We start from the raw sequence: 22,162 nt of genomic DNA, 5'->3' as shown, positions 1-22,162 counted from the left end.
GACCTGAATCTCAAGGCACCTTGGGTGGGCCTTACCCAAAGACAGTCAGTCGGGCTTGGCCTCAACCGTCACCTTGCTCGTGTAGAATGCGCCGTGATCGCGGATCTCGAGCATTTCGTCGAACGGCTGCTCATACGCCCACATCGCGTCCTTGCCGCTTTCGCCGGCCGGCAGGACGCTCCAGTAGCTCGCATCGCCCTTGTAGGGACAATGTGTCGAGTGCTCGGTCCTGGCGAGCTTGCCAAAATCGATGTCGTCGAAGGGGATGTAGAAAACCGAGGGGTAGGGCGGTTCCGACAACTGCCTGGCCCGCGTCGACCTGGCGATGACGGCGTCGCCGGCGCGGACCGTGACGGTGCCGCGGTAAGGTTCGATCGTTATCACCTTATCGGGATTGCGTTGGAAGCCGGGGGCGGGGTTGGCGCGCTTGTCCATGCGGGTTCTCCTTCAGCAATTCCGGGAAAATGCGGTCGACCGGAGAAAATGCTGTCAGTCAAAGGTGTGTTGGACCGGCGCCCTATGCAAGTCAGTACCGTGGCGAGAAATCGCGTCTCAGCGAAATAATGTTCCAAAGCGCGTCGCGGTCTTTCGGGTTCGCTCCATGCGCTTTAGGTTTTTTGATTTTACGCATGTCTTTGTCCCGAAACCGGTTTCCACCTTCGGGAGACATGCTTTAACCGATGCTGGCGGTCAGGCGGCGGCCTTGAACGCGTCCATGAGGCCCGCATAGGCGGCGGCGATGCCGGCGACCGGATTTGTGCTCCTCGCTGCCGTCTCGACCTTCAGCGCGCCGCCCGTGGTCGGCAGCGTCAGCAGCAGGAACTGACGGCTGCCGCCGTCGCCGACGCATGCGGCGGCGACATGCTGGCCTTCGCCGCCATTGTCGACGCACATCTTGAACAGCAGGGTTCCGCCGACGGCCTCCAGCGCGCCGCCGACGACTTCGGCAAATTCATCGTCGGAAACGGTTTTGGAGTCCGGCGTCAATTCGTCCAGACTTTCGGCAAGCGTGCTTTCGAGGGCTTTTTCGTCGAGCTGCGCATCCATGCGAACCTCTCCATTCGCCAATCTCACCCAGCCCATTAATGAAACTTAACGCCGACGATGGCCGGATTATGGCGGGTTTCGCGGGTTGCCGCATCCATCCACCGCCTTGGACTTATGACGGCTGGACAATCCGCCGGATCATTCCACAATGCGTAAAACTCCGCATTCCACAATGCGTGAAACAATGACGCGAAAGCGCAAAAGGGGAGGAACCGAGATGCTCGGACTGATGCAGGAATGGCCGCTGCTCTGCCACAAGCTGATCGATCACGCCGAACGTCAGCACGGCGGGCGCGAAATCGTATCGCGTTCGATCGAAGGCTCGATCGTGCGCACCACCTATGCCGAAATCCATCGCCGGGCGCTCAAGGTCGCCGAGCGGCTGGAGCGCGATGGCTTCGGCCTGGGTGACCGTATAGCCACGCTTGCCTGGAACACGGCCCGGCACATCGAGGCCTGGTACGGCATCATGGGCATCGGCGCGATCTATCACACGCTCAATCCGCGCCTTTTTCCCGAGCAGATCGCCTGGATCATGAACAATGCCGAAGACAAAGCGATCTTCGTCGATCTGACCTTCTTGCCGCTCCTGGAAAAGATCGCAGGCCAGGTAAAATCGCTGAAAAAGGTGATCGTGCTGACCGACCGGGCGCACCTGCCGCAATCGTCGTTGCCGAACGCCGTTGCCTTCGAGGAATGGCTGGCCGAGGTCGACGGCGTCTTCGCCTGGAAGACCTTCGACGAGAACACCGCCGCCGGCATGTGCTATACCTCGGGCACGACGGGCGACCCGAAAGGCGTCCTCTACAGCCACCGCTCGAACGTGCTGCATGCCATGATCGCGGCGATGCCGGACGCCATGGGCTTGTCCGCGCGGGACGTGATCCTCCCGGTGGTGCCGATGTTCCATGCCAACGCCTGGGGCCTTGGCCAGAGTGCGCCGATGATCGGCGCCAAGCTGGTGATGCCCGGCTGCAAGATGGACGGTGCTTCGATCTATGAATTGCTCGACACCGAGAAGGTCACCTTCAGCGCCGCCGTCCCGACGGTATGGATGATGCTGCTGCAATATCTGGAGGAGACCGGCAAGAAATTGCCTTATCTCAACAAGGTCGTCATCGGCGGCTCGTCCTGCCCGCGCGCCATCACCGCCAGGTTCCAGGACAAATACGGAGTTCAAGTCGTGCATGCCTGGGGCATGACCGAAATGTCGCCGCTCGGCACCTTGTGCACCATGAAGCCTGAATATGAAGCGCTGAGCGGCGATGCCAGGCTCGATATCCAGGGCAAGCAGGGCCATCCGCCGTTCGGCGTCGAAATGAAGGTGACCGACGACGAGAACAACGCGCTGCCATGGGACGGCAAGACCTTTGGACGTCTCAAGGTGCGCGGCCCGGCAATCGCGCGCGCCTATTACGGCGGTGTCGGCTCCGAGCAGTTCGACGCCGATGGCTGGTTCGACACCGGCGACGTCGCGCATATCGACGCTTGCGGTTATATGCAGATCACCGACCGCGCCAAGGATGTCATCAAATCGGGCGGCGAATGGATTTCCACCATCGATCTCGAGAACCTTGCCGTCGGCCATCCCGACGTGGCGGAGGCCGCGGCAATAGGCGTGCCGCATTCCAAATGGGGTGAGCGGCCCCTGTTGGTCGTCGTGCGCAAGCCGGGCAAGGAGCCGAGCAAGAGCGACATCCTAGGCTTCATGAGCGGCAAGGTGGCCAAATGGTGGATGCCCGACGACGTCGCCTTCGTCGGCGAAATTCCCCACACCGCCACCGGCAAGATCCAGAAGGTCACCCTGCGCCAGCAATTCAGGGAGTATCGGCTGCCGACAGACTGAGGAATGTTCAATCAGCGATTCCACCGGACGCCGAACTGCGCTAACTCTCGGCGCGGGTTGGGGTGATGCGGCAGACGATGGCTACAATTCCTGAACGGCAGACGTCGAAGGCGGCCGGCTGGTCGCGGCGGATCGGGGCATTCTCGCTCGTGCTCCTGCTGACCGCGCTTGCGGGTTATCGGCTCGATCTTACCGACACGCCGCCATTTCTGTGGGTGCTGGCGATCGTCGCGCTGCTGGCGGCGCTTGCGCTGCTGCTGGCCGGGCTTGCCCTGTCGAGACTTTGGAATTTCGGCGATCGCGGCGGCCGCGACTTGAGCATCGGCGCGCTGCTGGCGCTGCTTGTGCTAGCCCCTTTCGGCATCGCCGCCTACTGGGCGACGATCTATCCGCCGTTGCGCGACATCTCGACCGACCTCGACGACCCGCCGGAGCTGGACACCAGCGACCGGACAAGCGACATGAACGCCTTGTCGCTGCCGACGCCCGGCGAACAGAGCCTGCAGGCGGACGCCTACCCACTGGTCACCGGGCGCAGCTACAATCTTCCGTTCGAAACCGTGGTCGACGCAGTCGAAACAGTGCTCGACCGGCGGGACTGGCAACTGACCGCGCCTTATCCTGATATCAACGGCCAGAGCCAGGCGACGATCAACGCGGTCGCGAGGGGCTTCGTGGTCGGGCTGCCCGCCGACGTTGCCATTCGCATCACCGACGACGGCGATCAGGTCGTCGTCGACATGCGCTCGGCCTCGCGCTACGGGCGTTATGACTTTGGCGACAATGCCGCCCGCATCACCGATTTCCTCGGCGAGCTCGACCAGGAGGTCGCCGGCCAGGTCGGCGCGGCGCCAGCCGAATAGGGCAATTCCAAGAAAAGCACGGTTTTCCGTCCGGAATTGCGTGAGAACAAATCATGCAGGCGTGAAAATACCGTCGATCGCCGGGTCGCCTTCGGTGGCGACGAGGCCGCGGGCAACCAGATCTTCGAGATGAGCGAGGACCGAAAGCCCGGCGGCGCCGTGCAGCCGCGGGTCGGTGTCGCGATAGATCGCCGCGACCATGTCCTTGATTGTCCGGTCGCCGCCGCGGATGCGCTCCAGGATCGCCCGTTCGCGCATCTTGCGATGCGTCTTCAGCCCGCGCATGAAGCTGCGTGGCGCGGTGACCGGCCCGCCATGACCGGGCAGCAGCAACCGGTCGCCGCGCTCGATCAGCCTGTCGAGCGATTTCATGTAGTCGGCCATCGCGCCGTCCGGCGGCGCGACGATAGAGGTTGCCCAGGCCATGACATGGTCGGCCGAAAACAGGATGCCGGTCCCTTCGAGCGTGAAGGCCGCGTGGTTGGCTGTGTGCCCGGGCGTCAAGACCGCGCGGATCGCCCAGCCGTCGCCTTGGGCAAGGCTTCCGTCCGCCAGCGCGACATCGGGCACGAAGCCCAGGTCGGCGCTGGCGTCGAGCGGATTGATCTCGCCGATGCGCAGCCGCCGCGCCGGCCGATGCGGACCTTCGGCAAGCACGGTGGCGCCGGTCAACGACTTGAGCCGCGCCGCGAGCGGCGAATGGTCGCGGTGGGTATGGCTGACGAAGATATGGCTGACCGGCCTGCCGTCGATCGCCGCGAGCAGCGTTTCGAGATGCGTATCGTCATCCGGTCCCGGATCGATGACCGCCAGCGTGTCGACGCCGACGAGATAGCTGTTGGTGCCATGGAAGGTGAAGGGGCTTGGGTTTCTAGCGGTGATGCGCAGCACGTCCGGCGCGACCGTGACCGCCTTGCCATAGGCGGGATCGAAACGTGTGTCGAATTCAAGCGCCATGCTGGGCTCCACTGCGATGCGGCAAAATCATTGCCGCCTTCTCCGGAAGCCAATATAGGAAAATTAGTGCATGTCGCCCAAAAGTGCGCAGCGGTTTTGGGCGCACAGCATGCATCAAGACAAAGTTTTGAAGCGCGTCGCCTGAACCCGTTTCTTGGCGACGTGCTTCAAGCCAGCAAATCAGCCACAACGGGGAAGACCATGGCAACTGCAACCACGATGCGCCCGCTCGTTTCTCTCGCTTTGCCCGACCAGGGCGTGGCCCGGCTTGCGACGCAACTCTTTCTGGCGCTTGCCGGAACCCTCCTGCTTATCCTGTCGGCGAAGACGAAAGTTGTGCTCGGCCCCGTCGACATTTCGCTGCAGACGCTTGCCGTTCTGCTGATCGCTTCGGCGTTCGGCATGCGCCTCGCCGTGGCGACGCTCATCCTCTATCTCGCCGAGGGTGCTATGGGTCTGCCGGTCTTCCAGGGCACACCGGAAAAGGGCATCGGCATCGCCTATATGCTGGGCTCCACCGGCGGCTACCTCGCCGGTTTCGTGGTCATGGCGGCAATCGCCGGCTGGGCCGCCGACCGCGGCTGGGACCGGCATCCATTCAAGCTGTTCGGCGCCATGCTTGTCGCCGAGATCGTGATGATGGCGATGGGCTTCGCCTGGCTGGCGGTCCTTATCGGGCCGGAAAAGTCGTGGCAGTTCGGCGTCGCGCCGTTCATCGCCGGCGACCTGATCAAGTTGGCGCTGGCCGCCAGCCTGGTGCCGGCCGTCTGGGCGCTGCTGCCGAAGCGGCCGTGAAGGATCCGTTCGAACAGATCGAGCAAAGCCGGCGGTAACCGCCGGCTTTTTTGTGATACGTCCTGTGTTCCGGCGGTTCGCCATATGGTGGAAATCGGCGAGACCGCTGTGCGCTTGGTTCAGCCGGAGATTGACAAGCCACGTCGCGAAACCTAAGCACGGGCAGCTTGCAGGGCCGGGGGGTTCGGCAACTCAAGGAGACCTTCTTGAAGGGAACTATCCTTGCTGGAGGCAGAGGAATGCTCCTTTGTCCAGTAATATTAGCATCATCTAAGAAAATATATGGCGCGCCGATCAATCGGCTCTGATCTGAAGATGCGCTGGCCGATGCTGCGGGCTTGCCGTCATACTGTCACAGGCTGTGTAGAGACGATGCCAATTAGCCCAACATGTGCCGAGTCAGCCTTTTCCGGAGAAGGTGGCAAAGGGTGACATTGAAGTTCGGCACCAGCGGACTGCGCGGTCTCGTGAGCGAGCTTCGAGGCGCGCCGGCATTCGCCTACACAGGTGCTTTCGTCCGCATGCTCAAGGACAGGGGCGCGCTGAACGAAGGCTCCAAGGTCTATGTCGGACGTGATCTTCGCGCTTCCAGCCCCGACATCGCCCAGCTTGTTCACATGGCCATTGCCGAGGCCGGCCTGATGCCGGTCGACTGCGGAGCGTTATCCACGCCCGCGCTAGCCCTTCACGCCAGCAGCGAGAACGCTCCGGCGATAATGGTCACCGGCAGCCACATCCCCGACGACAGAAACGGGCTAAAATTCTACCGGGCGGACGGTGAGATCGACAAGCGCGACGAACGCGACATCGTCGAAATCCACGCCGGCATGAAGGATAAGGCCCTGCCAATGTTGCCGGTTGAGCCCGCGCGATTGGGCGCCGAGCCGTCCCGCCGCTATGCCGAAAGATTTCTTGGCTTCTTCGAGAGGGGCAGCCTTTCCGGTCTGCGCGTCGGCGTCTACCAGCATTCGTCCGTGGCCAGAGACATCATCGTCGACGTTCTTCGCGAGCTTGGGGGCCGAAACGATACCTCTGGGCAGGGCCCAGCATTTCATTCCGGTCGATACCGAAGCGCTCAGGCGGGAGGATGTGGCGCTTCTCAAGGACTGGGCGGCGGCAGAGCTGTTCGACGCGATCGTGTCCACCGATGGCGATGGCGACAGGCCGCTGGTGGCGGATAACAGCGGCAATTTCGTGCGCGGCGATCTGGTCGGTGCGATTACGGCGCATTTCCTGGGCGCCGACTGCGTCGTGACACCGGTCACCTCCAATTCGGCCCTGGAACATTGCGGGTATTTTCCGCGCGTGGTTCGCACGCGCGTTGGCTCACCTTACGTCATTGAAGGCATCGGCAAATCTCTCGCCGAGGGCGCAACATGCGTCGTCGGCTTCGAGGCGAATGGCGGCGTTCTTCTGGGTTCGGCTGTCGAGAAGGATGGGCGCGCCCTTTCGGCGTTGCCGACGCGGGATTCTCTGTTGCCAATTCTCTGCGTGCTGTCGGCGATTGCGACGACCGGCCAGCCGCTCGCGCAGATCGCGGCCGACTTTCGCTTCCTCGCCGGCGCAAGCGGCCGGCTCGAGGGTGTGCCCTCCGAGACCAGCGCATCCTTTCTCCATAAATTGGCGGCCGATGCAGCCTATGCCGATGAAGTCTTCGCGGATCTCGGCGGCGTCGCGAATATTGACAACCGGGATGGTGTGCGTATCACCGCCCCTAACGGAGAAGTTGTGCACTTCCGCGCGTCAGGCAATGCACCGGAATTGCGTTGCTATGTCGAAGCAAAGGCACAATCGCGCGCAGACGAATTGCTGGGTCGGGGCCTCGCCCTTGGCCGAGCTCAAATCCTGGAAAGTTGAAGTTTGATCAAGATCGTTCCTGTCATCATCAGTGGCGGTGTCGGGTCCCGGCTCTGGCCGATTTCCCGTGCGTTGCATCCGAAGCCCTTCATCCCTCTGCCGGAGGGGGGGACGCTCATTCGCAAGACCTACGCCCGCGCCGTGGAAATCGAAGGCGTCGATCATGTTGTGACGGTCACCAACCGCGACCTGCTGTTTCTCACAGCGGATGAATATGCGGAGGTGGCAGCTTCGGGCGTGAAGAACACATTTCTGCTGGAGCCGTTCGGCCGCGACACGGCGGCAGCGATTGCGCTCGCGGCATTGCAAGTCGCAAGACAGAAACCGGAGGCCATCCTCCTCGTGCTCCCGGCGGACCATCTGATAGTGGACCAGGCCGGCTTTCGCGCGAGCGTGGCGAAGGCGGCCTCGCTTGCGGCATCGGGCCAGATCGTCACGTTCGGCGTGAAGCCAGACCGCCCTGAAACAGGCTTTGGCTACATCGAGGCCGAGGGGGATAGGGTCCTTCGGTTCGTGGAAAAGCCGAATGCGGCCACCGCAGCCCAGTTTATCGCCAGCGGCCGGTTCTTTTGGAATTCTGGCATGTTCTGCTTTACCGCTGGCTCGATGATCGCAGCCATGCAGGACCTGTGCCCGGAGGTGTTGTCCAGCGCGCGCACGGCGCTCGAGAATGGCAGGGCAAGCGAAGCGGCGGATCGCCTTGCCGTGGAGGTCGACAAGGACAGTTTCGCGGCTGTTCCGGCCGTTTCAATCGACTACGCCGTCATGGAGAAGGTAGGGAATGTAGGCTTCGTGCCCTGCGGTTTCGATTGGTCGGACATCGGCTCATGGAGCGTTCTGTCGAAGCTCGTTTCGGCCGACGACAGCGGCAACCGGGCCACTGGCGAAGCGATCCTGCACGAAGCAGCGAACTGCTACGTGCATAGCGAAGATCGGCTGGTCGGCGTTGTCGGCGTTCAGGATCTTCTGATCATCGACACGCCGGACGCGCTTCTGGTCGCGCACAAGGACAAGGCGCAGGAAGTGAAGGACCTCTACAACCGCCTCAAGGCCGAGGGGCACGAGACCGCGACGGTGCATCGCACGGTACACCGCCCGTGGGGTACCTACACCGTCCTCGAGGAGGGGCATCGCTTCAAGATCAAGCGGATCGAGGTGAAGCCGAACGCCCGCCTCAGTCTTCAGGCCCACCACCATCGCTCGGAGCACTGGGTGGTGGTGAGCGGGACCGCGAAAGTCGTCAACGGCGAGAGTGAGATCCTGCTGACGACCAACCAGTCCACTTATATCCCCTGCGGCCACAAGCATCGTCTGGAGAACCCAGGTATACTGCCGCTCGTCATGATCGAAGTGCAAAGCGGCGAATATCTGGGCGAGGACGACATCGTGCGGTTTGACGATGTTTACGGTCGCGCCTGACGATTCATCGGGCCGCGGCACGGGCAATCACCAGTTACATCGAGAGCGTTAGATGACAAAGACAGCATTGATAACCGGCATCACTGGGCAAGACGGCGCCTATCTGGCGGAACTCCTGCTCGAAAAGGGCTACGAGGTCCACGGACTTGCGCGGCGATCGAGCACCGCCGACGTCAACACGACGCGCCTGAAATGGCTGGGCATCGAGAAGGACGTGCGGATCGTTGACGGCAACCTGACGGACCTGTCCGGCCTGGCGCGGACGATGCGCGACATAAGGCCGGACGAAGTCTACAACCTTGCGGCACAATCCTTCGTCAAATCCTCGTGGCAGCAGCCGATCCTGACCGGCAACGTCACCGGCATGGGCGTTACCAACGTGCTCGAGGCGCTGCGCCTCGAAATCCCCGAGGCGCGTTTCTACCAGGCCTCGTCGTCGGAAATGTACGGCCTGATCCAGGAGCCGATGCAGTCGGAGGCCACGCCCTTCTACCCGCGCTCGCCTTATGCGGTCGCGAAGCTTTATGGCCACTGGATCACCGTCAATTATCGCGAGAGCTTCGGCCTGCATGCCTCGAGCGGCATCCTGTTCAATCACGAATCGCCGCTTCGCGGCATCGAGTTCGTGACCCGCAAGGTCACCGACGCGGTCGCGCGCATCAAGAAGGGCATGGCCAAGGAATTGCGGCTCGGAAATATCGATGCAAAACGCGACTGGGGTCATTCGAAGGACTATGTCCGCGCCATGTGGCTGATGCTGCAGCAGGACAAGCCGGACGACTATGTCGTCGCCACCGGCAGGACAACGACCGTGCGCGACATGTGTCGCATTGCCTTTGAGCATGTTGGGCTGAAGATGGACGACCACCTTGTGATCGATCCCGACCTGTTCAGGCCGGCGGAAGTCGAGGTGCTGCTGGGAAATCCGGCCAAGGCCAAGGCAAAGCTTGGATGGGAGGCGACGACCTCGCTGGAAGAGATGATCCGCGAAATGGTGGACGCGGATCTCGAACGGCACACTAACCCACCGAGACGCGGGTGATCGGAAAGCGCTTTTTGCCAACATGGTCGGTACGTTGACGCATCGCATTCTGGTAACCGGGGCCAGCGGGTTTGTCGGTACGGCACTGCTGCAGTTGCTGCAGCGGGAGCATGCCGGCTGCAAGGTATACGTGCTTGGTCATGGCGAAGGGCGGCAAAATCCGATCGATTTGCGCGAACGGGAGGCGATCGATGATGCCGTCCGCGAAGTCCAGCCCACCGCGCTTGTCCATCTGGCCGCGGTCGCCGCTCCTTCCGATGCGCGTAACGAGCCGCGGCAAGCCTGGGACGTGAATGTGACGGGAACGATGAATCTGGCCGAATCCGTGATGCGCCATGCTCCGGAGGCCAGGTTCGTCTACATTGGCAGTTCGGAAGCCTACGGGGCTTCTTTTCAGAGCATGGCCGGTCCTCTGACGGAAAGCGCGCCACTCCGGCCGGTGAATGTCTACGGCGCCACCAAAGCGGCCGCAGACCTGATGATCGGGCAGATGTCCTATGATGGTCTGCGCGCCATTCGCTTTCGCCCGTTCAATCACACCGGCCCTGGCCAGTCCGACACCTATGTGGTCTCCGATTTCGCACGCCAGGTCGCCGAAATCCTGTCGGGCAAGCGCGAGCCGGTCATTCATGTCGGAAACCTCGAAGCCGAGCGCGACTTTCTCGACGTTCGTGACGTCGTGCGCGCCTATGCGATCGCCGCGATCCAGGACACCAAGACCGGGCCTGATTGCGTCTATAACATCGCGTCCGGAAAACCTCGCAGGATCCGGGATATACTGGGCGCGCTTATCTCGCTGTCGGGCATCGACATCGAAGTGCGCGCGGACCCGGAAAGGCTTCGACCGAACGAGATACCTGTAGCCTGCGGTGATGCGTCAAAAGCACGCGAAGGGCTGAACTGGACGCCTTCGGTGCCGTTCGAGCAAACATTAGCCGATGTTTTGGGATATTGGCGCCGGGTATGCAACGCCCGCTGACGCTACAAGCGCGCAAAGGTCGAATTTATGTTCCGAAGCCTGTGGCAGTATCGCCACTTCATCGTTTCCTCTATCAGAGGCGATCTCAAGGGGCGCTTCGTGCGCTCGCGCCTGGGCGGCCTGTGGTTCATCCTTCACCCGCTGGCGCAGGCACTTATTTTCTCGATCGTGCTGTCGGAAGTTCTCAAGGCGCGGCTTCCGGATACGGATGCCCCGGCGGCTTATCCAATCTATCTCCTGTCCGGCATGGCCGCGTGGAACCTGTTTAGCGAAATTTTGATGCGCAGTATGACCGTCTTCATCGAGCAGGCGCCGGTGATGAAGAAGATTGCGTTTCCGCGTTTATGCCTGCCGATCATCGTGGGTGGTACTGCGCTGATCAATCACCTGCTGCTGCTGGTGGCGCTGTTCATCATCTTCATCTTCCTTGGACATATTCCGGGCCGCGCCCTCGTCCTGCTACCGCTCGGGATCGTTCTGATAGCCGCGATTGGATTCGGCCTCGGCGTCGTTCTCGGTGTTGTCAATGTGTTCATCCGCGACGTCGCGCAGGTTATGACTATCGTCTTGCAGCTCTGGTACTGGCTGACGCCGATTGTCTATCCGGTTAATGTTCTGCCCGAAAAATACAGCTTCTTGATCGGTCTCAATCCTATCGCGCCGCTGGTTGCGCTGTATCAGGACGCGCTGTTGTTCAACCGCTGGCCAGACCCGGGTAGCCTGATCATGCCGGCAATGCTTGGACTTGCGAGCATGGCCTTCGCGATCGTTTTCTTCCGACGCGCAAGCCCCGAACTGATCGACGTGCTATAGCCATGACAGTGCTTTCCGTCAGTGACCTGTCGAAATGCTACGCGGGCTATGCCAGCAACCTCGAAAGATTCGCAGGTTGGTTCGGCGCGCCGGTCAAACCGACCGAGGAATTCTGGCCGGTCAAGGATGTTTCGTTTTCTCTTGCGGCTGGAGAGGGGCTCGGGCTCATCGGGCAGAATGGCGCCGGCAAGAGCACGCTCCTTAAACTGATCACCGGAACGGTGCGGCCGACCAAAGGGACGGCGCATGCCAGCGGCCGCATCAGCGCCATCCTGGAACTCGGGCTCGGCTTCAATCCCGAGTTCACCGGGCGCCAGAACGCCTTCCATGCCGGCGGGCTGATGGGGCTTTCGCAGGCACGCCTGAGCGAACTCATGCCTCATATCGAGGACTTCGCCGAGATCGGTGAGTTCTTCGATCAGCCGCTTCGAACTTATTCGAGCGGCATGCAAGCGCGCCTGGCCTTTGCCCTCGCCACCGCCGAGCGACCTGAGGTCCTGATCGTCGATGAGGTGCTGTCGGTCGGCGACAGCTATTTCCAGCACAAGAGCTTCGACCGGATACGCAGCTTCAAGGCTGCCGGCACGTCGATCATCCTCGTCACCCACAGCATGGGCGATGTGAGATCGCTGTGCGATAGGGTGATCCTGCTGGACAAGGGGCATGTGCTGAAGGACGGGTCGCCCGACGAAGTGGTCGACTATTACAATGCGCTGATAGCGGCCAAGGAAAATGACAAGCTGACAATCGAGCAGCGGCGTGAAAAGGACGAGTGGCTCTACAGCCGCAGCGGGAACAAGGCGGCGGCGGTCGAATCCGTGACGCTGACGGACAGCGATAGCGGAACACGGATCAAGACCGCTTTTTCCGGACAGAGCGTGACGGTTCGAACCCGGATTGTCGCGAAGGAGGATATTCCGGAGCTTGTCATCGGCTTCATGCTGAGGGACCGAGCTGGCCATACCGTCTGGGGGACCAACACCTGGCATACGGGCCAGGTGCTTTCGAACGTTGCGGCCGGAGACAAGGTCGAATGCCGCCTGCGCCTTGCCTGCGCTCTTGGCCAGGGTTCATACGGCCTGTCGGTCGCGCTGCATACGGGAGACGTGCACATCGACAACAATTACGACTGGATAGAGAACATCGAGGTTTTTGACGTCATCAACTCAGACCGTCCCTTCTTTGTCGGGACAAGCCGCCTGGAGCACGCGTTCGAGATCGTCCGATGAACAAGAGCTTCGATGATCTGTACAAGGCCTTCGAGGATCGTTTTCGCGGATCGAGGGAACTCGTCAAGGAACGGCTCAAGATCTACCGCCCCCTGTTGGCGCAAGTGCCGAGACAGGCAGAGGGACCTACTCTTGCGATCGATCTTGGCTGCGGACGCGGCGAGTGGCTGGAAGTACTCGCCGAGGCCGGGCTGGAAGGGGTGGGCGTTGACACGAATGCACGCATGGCGCAGGAGGCCATCGACAACGGCCTCAAGGTCGAGTTGCAGGACGCGCTCGGACATCTAGGCGGCAGGCCTGACAACAGCGTGGCGGTCATTTCGGCCTTTCACATGGTCGAGCATGTGCCGACCGATTACCTGATCGGGCTGCTCGATGAATGCCAAAGGGTGCTGACCGACGACGGCCTGCTGATCCTGGAAACACCCAACCCAGAAAACATCTCGGTCGGCACGTACACCTTTCATCTCGATCCGACCCACAAAAGCCCCTTGCCGCCGGATCTGCTCGAATTCCTGGTGGGACAGGCCGGCTTCGCGGAAACGGCGATCCTGAGGTTGAACGGCGCGCCAATGATCGATGCGGGGCCGATGGAGCGCAGCGTCCACCTCATGTTCGAAGTGGCGCGCGACTACGCCTGCCTGGCGAGGAAGCGTGACAAACAGTCTGAAGAAGAACCGGGGTCGCTTGCCGCATTTGTCTATGCATCATCACAACCGGCGCCCACCGACACAGGAAAAATAAAAGAATGGATCCGTTCCGCGGATGACGAGATTGTCGGCATGTCGAAAGCGATCAAGACAACCATGTCCTCCACTGCGGATCAGCTCCGGCAAATGACCGACAACCTCGCCGCCCAGTCGGAGTTGGTGCGAATCGGAAACATTGCGCTTCAGGGCACGATGGCTTCACTCGCCAGGCAATTGGAGAATGCCAAAGCAAAAGATAACGCTCTGGCTGAGCGAGATGCCGAAATAGCTCGCTTGGGCGAACGCGTCGCGACTCTTAAGAAAGAGGTTCAACAACTGACAGATCAGGTAGCAGCGTTTCAGAATTCGACCTCGTGGAGAGTCACAGCGCCAATTCGTGGTCTTGTCGATAGCTTCTGCGCTATTGGCCGAGTTCCAAAGGCAAATATCAAACTTGTGATGCAGCATGGCCTGCTATGGTTGCGCCGAAGACCTCGCACGACAGCAGTTGTCCAGCGGGTTGTGCGGCTCGTTCCGCCACTCGAACGTCGCCTTTTGGGTTTCGCACGGGCAAACAGCGGTTTGGTCGCCGTCGACACAGGCTGGAAGCTTGAGCCGGACCCCGTTGTGCTTGGTGCGTGGCGCAAACGCCTCAGGGCTGGAAAGTAGAAATGACCTCACAGCCATTGAGACTTTGGGTCGACGGCCAATGTCTGCAGACACATAGCCGAAAACGTGGAATTGGGCGGTACGTGTTGGATCTGCTCCGCGCCCTTTCGTCCCACGAAAGCGGCATTGAACTTCTGGTTTCGCTTAACGCCGCGATGCCTGAGGCTACAATTGCTGCGCGATCGCTGCTTTCAGGCATCGTGCCGTCTGATCGTATCTATACCTGGCACGGGAAGGTCGAAGGGGGGGAAGCCGACTACGGCCACACGGCGTGGCGCGGTCGCAGCGAATTGGCGCTCGTCCATCACGTCAATAAACTCGGTCCAGACGTTGCCCTGTCTGCGAGCCCGTTCGAAGGCGCCGTCGACCTGGCCGTCCCATATCTCGGCGGCCCATTGGCGACGGTCAGAACAGCCGCCATTTTTTATGACGCGATTCCGTTCAGATTTCCCGACAAATACATGCGCGATACCCGTCAACGGGAATATTACTATCGCCGCCTTTCAAAATACGAGAATTTTGATCTGGCATTCACCATTTCGGATTTCTCTTCCCGGGAATTCCGGCATTTCTCCGAATTATCAAATGAAATATGTATTGGAACTGGTATATCTGACAGTTTTGTTCAACTTATAAACGATAACGCCGACAATAAGAGAAATAGCGAAAAATATATACTTTATGTCGGTGGTTTAGATTGGCGAAAAAATCTCGAAATAATCCCAGCGGCGTTTCAAAGAATTTCAAAATCGCTGCAGGAATGTTTGGCGTTCGTTATTGCGGGGGAGATTAACGCCAGCGAAAAAAGCGAATATTCCAGCATCTGGCGATCGCATGGCTTGTCGGCTGACCGGATCGTATTCGCAGGCGCGGTCGACGACCGGACGCTGGTTCGTTTATACAAGGGAGCGATAGCCTTGATTCAGCCCTCCTTCATGGAAGGCTTCGGGCTGACGGCCCTGGAGGCAATCGCCTGTGGAACGCCTGCAATCGCGGCCAGAGCGGGTGCAGTTCCCGAGGTTGTCGGAGATGACGCTTTGCTCTTTGACCCCGCATCACCTTTGGACCTTGCGGAGAAGATCGAAACAGTAGCAGCCGGCAAAGTCGATGCACTCAAGCTGAAAGAACTCGCGCGGGAAAGAATCGACACGTTCAGTTGGCGGAACGTCGCCGACCATGTCGTTCAGGGCCTGCGCGGACTCGACCGCCGCATGTCTGCGCCGCAGGTCGACCTAGTCGAAGCGCTTGGCACCATCAAGGAAAATGAAGAGGAAGACCTGTCGACCTTGATGGCCCTCGCCGAGCCGGAGCCGACGAGGCCGCGACTTCTGGTGGACGCCAGTGCAACACTGATAGACGACCACAGGACCGGCATCCAACGCGTTGTTCGACGGATCTGCGAAAGTATGTTCCCTCAAGGGTCAAGGGATGAGGATAAGTACATCTCGTTCTGCGACGACACATCTGGCTGGTATTTCGCGAGGGAATGGACAGGACGCCCGCCTTCGAAACAGCAGTTGAACCGGCTCCGGCCCCAGACCGGCGACACGGTCTTGATGCTGGACAGTTCGTGGCCTTTCCATACTCTTCATCCGGCATTTCTTCGCCCGGTCTTGCTCAAAGGCGGTGACGTCATATCCTGTCTTTACGACACGGTTCCCTTGCGTTCGGCCGCCTTTTGCCATGAAGGCATGCCGCCTATTTTCAGCGCCTGGTTTCAAACCGCGCTCATCTATTCCTCCGGCATTATCTGCATCTCACGCGCAGTTGCCGACGAATTGCTAGATTTGCTCGAAGGCATCCGGTTTCCGCGCCGAATGAAAGTCGGCTACTGGCAGCTCGGCGCGGATTTCGCGACGATGGAGTCTCCGCCGGAGCCAATTCGGCGCAGCAATGACGCGGCCCGCCCTCGCTTCCTGATGGTCGGAACGCTGGAGCCGCGCAAGGGCCACCGCGTGGCGCTGGAAGCCTTTGAGGCATTGTGGGCCGAGGGTGCCGACGCCGAGCTCGTCATCGTTGGAAAGATCGGCTGGGGCATCTCGCATCTTGCACACCGCATTCGCAACCATGCCGAATTTGGCAAGCGCCTGCATTTGCACGAAAAGGTCGACGATAGCGAGCTGGGCACTCTCTACGAAACGTGCGACGCCTTGATCGCTGCCTCCTTTGCCGAAGGTTTCGGCTTGCCTATCGTCGAGGCAGGCCATTTCGGCAAGCCTGTGCTCGCCAGCGACATTCCGGTGTTCCGCGAAGTGGGCAAAGGTGCGGCTGCGGCGCATTTCTTCGAGGTCGGCTCTTCTGCCGCGCTCGCCACGGAGGTCAAGAGCTTCCTGAAGGACGCACCTGCCGAGTCCAGCTTGACGCCGTGGCCAACCTGGTCTGAAAGCGCGGCGCAGCTTCAAGATGTCGTCGTCGGGCATGAGTGGTACAAGGTCTATGAGCCGCAGTCCCCCAGGCCTTTCGCGCCGCCCACCGATCTTGGCGACACACGGATCGCAGCAGTGCTCGAGGGGGACGAACGCGTCCACCGCCTCGAACTCGTGGAAGGCCCTTACAAGACCGATGACGGCACTGCGCTGAAGATCGTTGTCAGTGTGACCAACCTATCGGGGACAGTGTGGTCGAGCTTCGGGCCGACCGACAGGCGCTTGGGAATTGCGCTAGGCTATCACGCAGTCGACATTGCGGGCGAGCGCTTTCAGTATGACAATACGCGCGCTCACATCCCGTTTGTGCTGGCACCGGGTGATACGCACTATATGGGCCTTAACATACCCGCCTCATTAAAAGAGCGCGGCGGCGCGTTTGTCGACATCGAACTTGTCCAAGAAGGGGTGAGTTGGTTCGGCAGCCCGCTGCGCGTAGCCCTGTAAAGCAAGTGGCTCGGGTCTTAAAGCCGGGTCGTCAGTGTCCCAGATGGTACAGAGAATGCATTGATGACAAGGCAACGAAGCCGACAAACCTTAAGCTGAGCAAGCCAGCTTCGACACCCTAAGTTAGCGCCGATATCGCGATGCTGGCCTACGTATCTACGTATCACCCGAGAAGCGGGTGCAGATCGAACACATGTTATATATGTCACGTCGCATATGACAATTCCCGGGCCCAAGCCGAAAGAAGGCTAGCGCTTTCGAAGCACCGCATAGTGCTGCGAATAGACGCCGTCATATCCTGGCAGCGCGTCGATTTGGCGGGCGATTGGCTCTAGGTTATCCTTTTGATCGTCGGGGACAGGCCAATAGTGTGGCGCCCATAGCATATCGACGTACGGAAACACGACTGCGTCGACCTTTCCACTTTCAAGCAGGGCTTGTACATTCTTAGCAAAGTCCGGACCCTGTTGGCCAAACTGGAAGGTGCTCATTTCGTCCGGCCAAGATCGCTGCGCCATCAACTGGTTTTTGTCACCGCCGATGTTGTAGGTGCGGATGTCAAGTTCGTTCGCAGCCACATTTGCCAAGAAGTCATTCCCATAGGGTAGGAAAGCTACCATCTCGCCGCTGTGAAAATCTGACCGCCAAGACGACATTTCCGCCATCATTGCATCAACGCTATCCTTTGATGCCTTGTAGCTTGCAAACTGTGTTGCCGATGGAATGTTGAAGGCAAACAGGGCGATCAGTAGCCCAGCTCTCGCCCTAATGGACAGCCTGCCGCTGGCCACCATCGAGACAACGAGCGCCCAACAACCAAACAGGGCCAGTGCAGACCACCTGTACGATGCGCGCATGCTCTGGAAACCAGGCAAGTTCATCAACCAACTGTTGCCCGTGGGGAACCACCCATAGCCGTCAGGCATCATATTATCGAGACCTGGCGGGCGGTGCGTGAACAGTTTGACGGTTGGCCCCAAGGCCATCCAGAACGCGAAGAGCGCGATCAGGGCGAGCAATGTCCTATGCTCCGGCTTAACCCTTCTGGTTGCGAAGGCAAAAAGCGCCAGTCCAATGAGCGCGCCGGCAAACGTCGCCTGGTAGACGGACGGATCGCCGAAATACATCGATGCCGCACGATCTTTGCCCCAGCCGATCAGGTCGGTAAGCGACATCAGCCCTTTGGTTGGCGTGAAGAAAAATTCAATGTTAGCCCCATAGGCCCGAAAGAACTCGATCGGGTAGCCGCCAAAGTCTGCCCTGCCTTCGTACAAAGCGTAGGCGACATAGGCAGTCCCAAGCCCGAGACCTATCGCTAGAAGTCTAGGAATGATCTGGTGCCAATTTTTTCGATCATGAATGCCCACCAAAACCAGAGCCAACCCGGAGGCGACAGCCAGCATCATGAACGTATAGCCATCCATGAAGACCGCGATCCAGCAGGCACCTACAAAGCTAGCGCAAGTGACCAGACGGGTGTCACCGTGGATGATCCGAAATGCAAAGAGCATAGTGAGTGGCAGTATGACCATGCCCGACGCGGCCGCTGAATAACCCTGATGCACCCAGATAACCGGTAATGTGCACCACACCAGTGCGCTCATGACCGACGCTGGCCGGCCTGCGCCAAGCCATCTAGCAAACTGATAGGCGCTCCAATAACCGACAGCGAGCCATGCGGCGACAATGATCACATAGGCTGTCGTCGGGTTGATCCCTAGGTCGATGAGGACAGCCTGCGGGAGAGCGATTGAAACCCCAAACGCCATCGCGGCAGGGTCTGGTAGACCGAAGTTGTGAGCATAAAGCGAAGTGTCTCTTGCGAATGATTGAGCGAAGCCAGTCACCCAAAGAAGTTGCCCTGCGGTCGGGGCCAGAACGCTAGGCACGGCCCCATTGACTAGGAGCACGATAGGGAACAAGCATACCGCGCCAACAAATGTGAGCGTTCGCATATGAACTGTTTTCACCGCTTAAAAATCAAGGCAGGCTGACGACGGGATCATTGCGGGCAGCGCGTGTTTAAGCGCGGGTTCGATGCAATGACCGTCAATATTTGGCTTCGAGCCACGGGGCGTCATCGCATAACCTGTGATCGGCGCCGGGCCGCCCGCCAAGACTGCCGTCATATTGCCTTCCCGAGAAAGTCCATTGGACATCCTTGCCATCGCCGGTCCCTGCTTTCAAGTCCTCGGGCAAAGCGGCAGCAAAAACATACGCGATCTGCAAAGACAAAAAGAAAAATCATTATCCGTTACGACGTTGCCGACGAGCTTCCTGATCTGGGCGACATTGACGTTTGCGGCAGTCCACCCCACAAGAAGTCGAGGTCGGCGATGCGCGCAAAGTGGCCGACATAGACTGGGCGGCGACGGAGGTCTTCCGGGCCTTGCGCGCCACGACGCGGGGCCAAGGTCGGCCGGCTGTTATTGAAGGCTGTGCATCACCGCTTCCGGGTACCGCGGCCGTAAACACCGTTGTCGTCTTCTGGCATTCTTTCCGTTTGTCACGCCGAAGCATGAAGTTTCCGCAGGCTCGATGGCTTTACACGGCGCCAGCGTTCCGCCAGCCTTGGACACCATCCACTAGAATCTGCGGTCGCCCATCGGGCAATCCGATGATTGCCGGGCGTTCCATCTCGAGCTTCCAACCTTGGCTCAAGAGGATACTCATAATCCGCCCCTCGAGCTGACGGGAATGCGTACCGATGACGATGTAGCGAACAAATCTATTGAGGTCGGCGATAGCAGCATCGATGAAATTTGCCTCGCCGCCCTGAATATCGATATGCAGGAGGTCGACCGGCTCGCCCCTAACGATTTCGGACAGCGGGAAGGCGGCGAGCTGTTGATAGTGGCCGGACGCCGTGGCCTCCTTGATCTGTCTTGGCGTCGCATTCAGGATCGGTTCCGAGCCCCAGGATGCGCCGGCATTTTCAACTACCGGAAAGAGCGCCACGCCTTTTTCCGGTGCGGCGACGCCATGGATGATGCGGAACTCGTCATTTGAAAAGCCATTGGCCGCCGCAGCCTCGTGGGCGTAGGCGACATGTTCGCTGTCGCCTTCGATGCCGATCAGTTCGACCGCAAGTCCTTTATAGCGTGCGGCGGCGCCGGTATTGTTCAACCAACACCCCCAGCCGCATCCAAGCTCCACAGCGCGGAATCGTCCGGTAGCAAGGTCGACAGCCCTGAGCGCAGCCGCCCATTCGGCAATGTCGGCGTGCCAGTTAGCGGGGATTGGTATCGGCTCGATGGTTCCCGCCTTGCCGTCGAGAATATCCGGAAAAAACCGGGGAGAAATTCTAACTCCAAGAAAGTTTGTAACGTAGCATGGATCCGGCTGCAGATCGCCACGCGCGTGGCCATTCATGGTGCCTATCGCATCGAAGTTGCAATTGTAGTGGAAGAATACGCTGCCTGGTCTTGGTTCGTCAGACCGCAACCGCTCGTTTTCCTGAAGCAAAACATCGCGTTGCGCCAGAAGGTCGGCGCGATCTTGCCACAGTCTTTTGATTTGCGGGATCTTGAGCGCTGCGGCCTTGAGCATTGTAGTCGCCTCTTGTGACTTATCAAAAACGTCCAGCATGACCTAAAGATCTGCTGCGTTGTTCAGCCTCGTTCATCGCCTGTTCGATACAAACGCCCGGCGATCTGGCCGCCGGCAAAAAAAAAGAGATCCCCCAGAACCGTGATAGTCCGCCCGATCACGACCGCCAAAAGGATAACAGGCTCGGCACCGAGGCCGCCGAGTAGAACCATCAGAATCGCCTCCCTTATACCGATGCCGGCCGGCGCTCCCGGTGTCACAAGCCCCACCAGCCAGGCAACCACATAGGCGCCGGCTATTGCTGGATAGAGCGCAACGTCGCCGGAGCCGCCGGCGAGATCACTGGCTGCCGCAAAGACCACGCCCGAAAGCGCAAGAAAGGCGAGATAGAAGGCAGCGGCCGCAGCAAAATCTGCGCCGCCGGTGCGAACGGCCAGCCAAAACGCGATCGCCACTGCCGCGACGAAAGAAGCCCAACCGAACCAATTCGGCAAGCCGGTCAGGGCCAGCGGCAACACAAGCGGCGAAAACAGAAGTCCGCCGACAATGACAAAGGCCAGTTCGTAAACAGTCGATCTGGCCAGCGGCCCGTTGCCGATGCCGGCCGCCAGGCCGATCGCCTGACGGCCTGCGAACTGGAAGATATTGCCGGGAACATATTTGGCGAGCTGCGAGACGGCATAAGTGTGGATCGCCCAAGACCGCGAGACCGGAACGCCAGCGTAGTGTATAAGCCGTCGCCAGCCGAGGGCCAGCAGCAGGTTCGACGCTCCACATAGGCCGGCCAGAGCGGCTATCGCGATGTAGCTTCCGGCCGTCATTCGGTGCAAATCGATCTCGCCGGCGTAGCCATGGAGCCTGACCCCTACGAAAACAACACCGGCCAATCCCAGGAAAGCCCCGATGCGATTGAGCCAGGTCTTGGCGCGCGGGCCAAGCGCCATTGTCAGTGCCTTTTCTTCGGCTTGCAGTGCACCATCGTCCATGGGAGCGGCGAGACGACCTCGACGACATCAAAGAACTGCGACGCCAAGGAGACGAAACCGCGCTGCGACCAGTGCTGCAGATGACCGGGCGTGTTTCCCAGAGCCGACACGTATTTCCCGCGAGCCATATTGAGCACACGCCAAAGCGGCTCCCGAGGCACGCTGAGGATAAGGTCCGAGGTTGCGATACGCTGCAGCGCCTGCAATGCCTTTTGCGGCTCCTCGAGATGCTCCATCACCTCGCAGCACACGACCAGGTCGGCGCTGTCGCGTTCCGGCGTCACCTCATAGATGCTGCGGACGGCGAACCGACCAGGATCCAGATCGCGCCCACGAGCGTTCTCCTTTGCCATGCCGATGATCTGTGTGGAGAAGTCGCTGCCGCGCGCATCGATGCCCTGGCCAAGCCAGCGCATGACCCAGTAGCCTTCGCCGCATCCGACCTCGTGAATAGTGCCCGGATCGGCCTTTGCCACCAAGCCAGACAATGCGTTTTCGAAGCCCTCGACCATACGCCGGGCGATCGGGTTCCGCGTGCCATATTTGTCA

Annotated in this window: 17 protein-coding genes and 1 pseudogene; 11 read left to right on the top strand and 7 right to left on the bottom strand. The window is 60.1% G+C overall.

Features of this window, described 5'->3' with window-relative positions; all coding sequences use genetic code 11:
• Positions 1-45 precede the first annotated feature (45 nt).
• Both EN853_RS25215 and EN853_RS25210 read right to left on the bottom strand, forming a co-directional pair.
• Positions 46-435 carry a DUF427 domain-containing protein gene (locus tag EN853_RS25215; protein WP_127861825.1) on the bottom strand — a complete coding sequence of 130 codons (390 nt, stop codon included), beginning with the start codon at positions 433-435 and terminating at the stop codon, positions 46-48.
• A 255-nt stretch (positions 436-690) separates the two neighbouring features.
• The gene (locus tag EN853_RS25210; protein ID WP_127861826.1) at positions 691-1,047 is read right to left on the bottom strand and encodes a hypothetical protein; all 357 of its coding nucleotides are present in this window, start codon (positions 1,045-1,047) and stop codon (positions 691-693) included.
• A 217-nt stretch (positions 1,048-1,264) separates the two neighbouring features.
• Here EN853_RS25210 and EN853_RS25205 point away from each other — a divergent pair, with 217 nt between their 5' ends.
• Positions 1,265-2,893 carry a fatty-acid--CoA ligase gene (locus EN853_RS25205; RefSeq protein ID WP_127861827.1) on the top strand — a complete coding sequence of 543 codons (1,629 nt, stop codon included), beginning with the start codon at positions 1,265-1,267 and terminating at the stop codon, positions 2,891-2,893.
• 77 nt (positions 2,894-2,970) lie between these two features.
• Positions 2,971-3,756, top strand: a complete 786-nt coding sequence (locus tag EN853_RS25200; RefSeq protein WP_127861828.1) for a DUF1499 domain-containing protein — start codon at positions 2,971-2,973, stop codon at positions 3,754-3,756.
• A 51-nt stretch (positions 3,757-3,807) separates the two neighbouring features.
• Here the strand turns inward: EN853_RS25200 and EN853_RS25195 are convergent, their stop codons facing one another.
• Positions 3,808-4,713 carry an MBL fold metallo-hydrolase gene (locus EN853_RS25195; RefSeq protein ID WP_127861829.1) on the bottom strand — a complete coding sequence of 302 codons (906 nt, stop codon included), beginning with the start codon at positions 4,711-4,713 and terminating at the stop codon, positions 3,808-3,810.
• A gap of 201 nt (positions 4,714-4,914) precedes the next feature.
• Here EN853_RS25195 and EN853_RS25190 point away from each other — a divergent pair, with 201 nt between their 5' ends.
• From EN853_RS25190 to EN853_RS25150, 9 genes and pseudogenes are all read left to right on the top strand, one after another.
• Positions 4,915-5,508: a biotin transporter BioY gene (locus EN853_RS25190; RefSeq protein WP_127861830.1), complete on the top strand. Its 594-nt coding sequence runs from the start codon at positions 4,915-4,917 to the stop codon at positions 5,506-5,508.
• Between the two features lie 389 nt (positions 5,509-5,897).
• Positions 5,898-7,365 (top strand): annotated as a pseudogene (locus EN853_RS25185) (phosphomannomutase).
• Positions 7,366-7,371: 6 nt separating this feature from the next.
• Positions 7,372-8,784: a mannose-1-phosphate guanylyltransferase/mannose-6-phosphate isomerase gene (locus tag EN853_RS25180; RefSeq protein ID WP_127861888.1), complete on the top strand. Its 1,413-nt coding sequence runs from the start codon at positions 7,372-7,374 to the stop codon at positions 8,782-8,784.
• Between the two features lie 52 nt (positions 8,785-8,836).
• The gene (gene gmd, locus EN853_RS25175) at positions 8,837-9,826 is read left to right on the top strand and encodes a GDP-mannose 4,6-dehydratase (protein WP_127861832.1); all 990 of its coding nucleotides are present in this window, start codon (positions 8,837-8,839) and stop codon (positions 9,824-9,826) included.
• Positions 9,827-9,848: 22 nt separating this feature from the next.
• Positions 9,849-10,805: a GDP-mannose 4,6-dehydratase gene (locus EN853_RS25170; protein ID WP_127861833.1), complete on the top strand. Its 957-nt coding sequence runs from the start codon at positions 9,849-9,851 to the stop codon at positions 10,803-10,805.
• Positions 10,806-10,832: 27 nt separating this feature from the next.
• The gene (locus EN853_RS25165) at positions 10,833-11,618 is read left to right on the top strand and encodes an ABC transporter permease (protein WP_127861834.1); all 786 of its coding nucleotides are present in this window, start codon (positions 10,833-10,835) and stop codon (positions 11,616-11,618) included.
• Positions 11,619-11,620: 2 nt separating this feature from the next.
• Positions 11,621-12,847, top strand: coding sequence for an ABC transporter ATP-binding protein (locus tag EN853_RS25160; RefSeq protein ID WP_127861835.1), 1,227 nt, complete (start codon positions 11,621-11,623; stop codon positions 12,845-12,847).
• Positions 12,844-14,205 (top strand): class I SAM-dependent methyltransferase, encoded by a 1,362-nt coding sequence (locus tag EN853_RS25155; RefSeq protein ID WP_127861836.1) that lies wholly within the window; start codon positions 12,844-12,846, stop codon positions 14,203-14,205. The genes EN853_RS25160 and EN853_RS25155 overlap by 4 nt, the downstream gene beginning before the upstream one ends.
• Positions 14,206-14,291: 86 nt before the next feature.
• Complete coding sequence (locus EN853_RS25150) at positions 14,292-17,078, top strand: glycosyltransferase family 1 protein (protein ID WP_168247757.1); 2,787 nt, start codon at positions 14,292-14,294, stop codon at positions 17,076-17,078.
• A 248-nt stretch (positions 17,079-17,326) separates the two neighbouring features.
• On the opposite strand, the gene EN853_RS25145 is transcribed toward EN853_RS25150, so the two are convergent.
• The 4 genes from EN853_RS25145 to EN853_RS25130 all read right to left on the bottom strand — a co-directional run bounded on the left by EN853_RS25145 (position 17,327) and on the right by EN853_RS25130 (position 22,125).
• Complete coding sequence (locus tag EN853_RS25145; RefSeq protein ID WP_127861838.1) at positions 17,327-18,847, bottom strand: hypothetical protein; 1,521 nt, start codon at positions 18,845-18,847, stop codon at positions 17,327-17,329.
• 775 nt (positions 18,848-19,622) lie between these two features.
• Positions 19,623-20,666: an FkbM family methyltransferase gene (locus EN853_RS25140; protein ID WP_245517180.1), complete on the bottom strand. Its 1,044-nt coding sequence runs from the start codon at positions 20,664-20,666 to the stop codon at positions 19,623-19,625.
• Positions 20,667-20,689: 23 nt separating this feature from the next.
• Entirely contained in the window at positions 20,690-21,613 is a 924-nt protein-coding gene (locus tag EN853_RS25135) for a hypothetical protein (RefSeq protein WP_245517201.1), read from the bottom strand.
• Positions 21,574-22,125, bottom strand: a complete 552-nt coding sequence (locus EN853_RS25130) for a class I SAM-dependent methyltransferase (RefSeq protein ID WP_245517179.1) — start codon at positions 22,123-22,125, stop codon at positions 21,574-21,576. Before EN853_RS25130 ends, EN853_RS25135 begins: the two co-directional genes overlap by 40 nt.
• Positions 22,126-22,162 lie beyond the last annotated feature (37 nt).

It is taken from the genome of Mesorhizobium sp. M1C.F.Ca.ET.210.01.1.1, assembly GCF_004791585.1.
Classification (GTDB): Bacteria; Pseudomonadota; Alphaproteobacteria; order Rhizobiales; family Rhizobiaceae; genus Mesorhizobium.
This window is presented reverse-complemented; position numbering and strand designations above follow the sequence as displayed.

Excerpts from the sequence above, each read along its gene's own strand:
- EN853_RS25215 (WP_127861825.1), bottom strand. The coding sequence starts at position 435 with ATGGACAAGCGCGCCAACCCCGCCCCCGGCTTCCAACGCAATCCCGAT.
- EN853_RS25210 (WP_127861826.1), bottom strand. The coding sequence starts at position 1,047 with ATGGATGCGCAGCTCGACGAAAAAGCCCTCGAAAGCACGCTTGCCGAA.
- EN853_RS25205 (WP_127861827.1), top strand. The coding sequence starts at position 1,265 with ATGCTCGGACTGATGCAGGAATGGCCGCTGCTCTGCCACAAGCTGATC.
- EN853_RS25200 (WP_127861828.1), top strand. The coding sequence starts at position 2,971 with ATGGCTACAATTCCTGAACGGCAGACGTCGAAGGCGGCCGGCTGGTCG.
- EN853_RS25195 (WP_127861829.1), bottom strand. The coding sequence starts at position 4,713 with ATGGCGCTTGAATTCGACACACGTTTCGATCCCGCCTATGGCAAGGCG.
- EN853_RS25190 (WP_127861830.1), top strand. The coding sequence starts at position 4,915 with ATGGCAACTGCAACCACGATGCGCCCGCTCGTTTCTCTCGCTTTGCCC.
- gmd (WP_127861832.1), top strand. The coding sequence starts at position 8,837 with ATGACAAAGACAGCATTGATAACCGGCATCACTGGGCAAGACGGCGCC.
- EN853_RS25170 (WP_127861833.1), top strand. The coding sequence starts at position 9,849 with ATGGTCGGTACGTTGACGCATCGCATTCTGGTAACCGGGGCCAGCGGG.
- EN853_RS25165 (WP_127861834.1), top strand. The coding sequence starts at position 10,833 with ATGTTCCGAAGCCTGTGGCAGTATCGCCACTTCATCGTTTCCTCTATC.
- EN853_RS25160 (WP_127861835.1), top strand. The coding sequence starts at position 11,621 with ATGACAGTGCTTTCCGTCAGTGACCTGTCGAAATGCTACGCGGGCTAT.
- EN853_RS25155 (WP_127861836.1), top strand. The coding sequence starts at position 12,844 with ATGAACAAGAGCTTCGATGATCTGTACAAGGCCTTCGAGGATCGTTTT.
- EN853_RS25145 (WP_127861838.1), bottom strand. The coding sequence starts at position 18,847 with ATGGCGTTTGGGGTTTCAATCGCTCTCCCGCAGGCTGTCCTCATCGAC.
- EN853_RS25140 (WP_245517180.1), bottom strand. The coding sequence starts at position 20,666 with ATGCTGGACGTTTTTGATAAGTCACAAGAGGCGACTACAATGCTCAAG.
- EN853_RS25135 (WP_245517201.1), bottom strand. The coding sequence starts at position 21,613 with ATGGACGATGGTGCACTGCAAGCCGAAGAAAAGGCACTGACAATGGCG.
- EN853_RS25130 (WP_245517179.1), bottom strand. The coding sequence starts at position 22,125 with ATGGTCGAGGGCTTCGAAAACGCATTGTCTGGCTTGGTGGCAAAGGCC.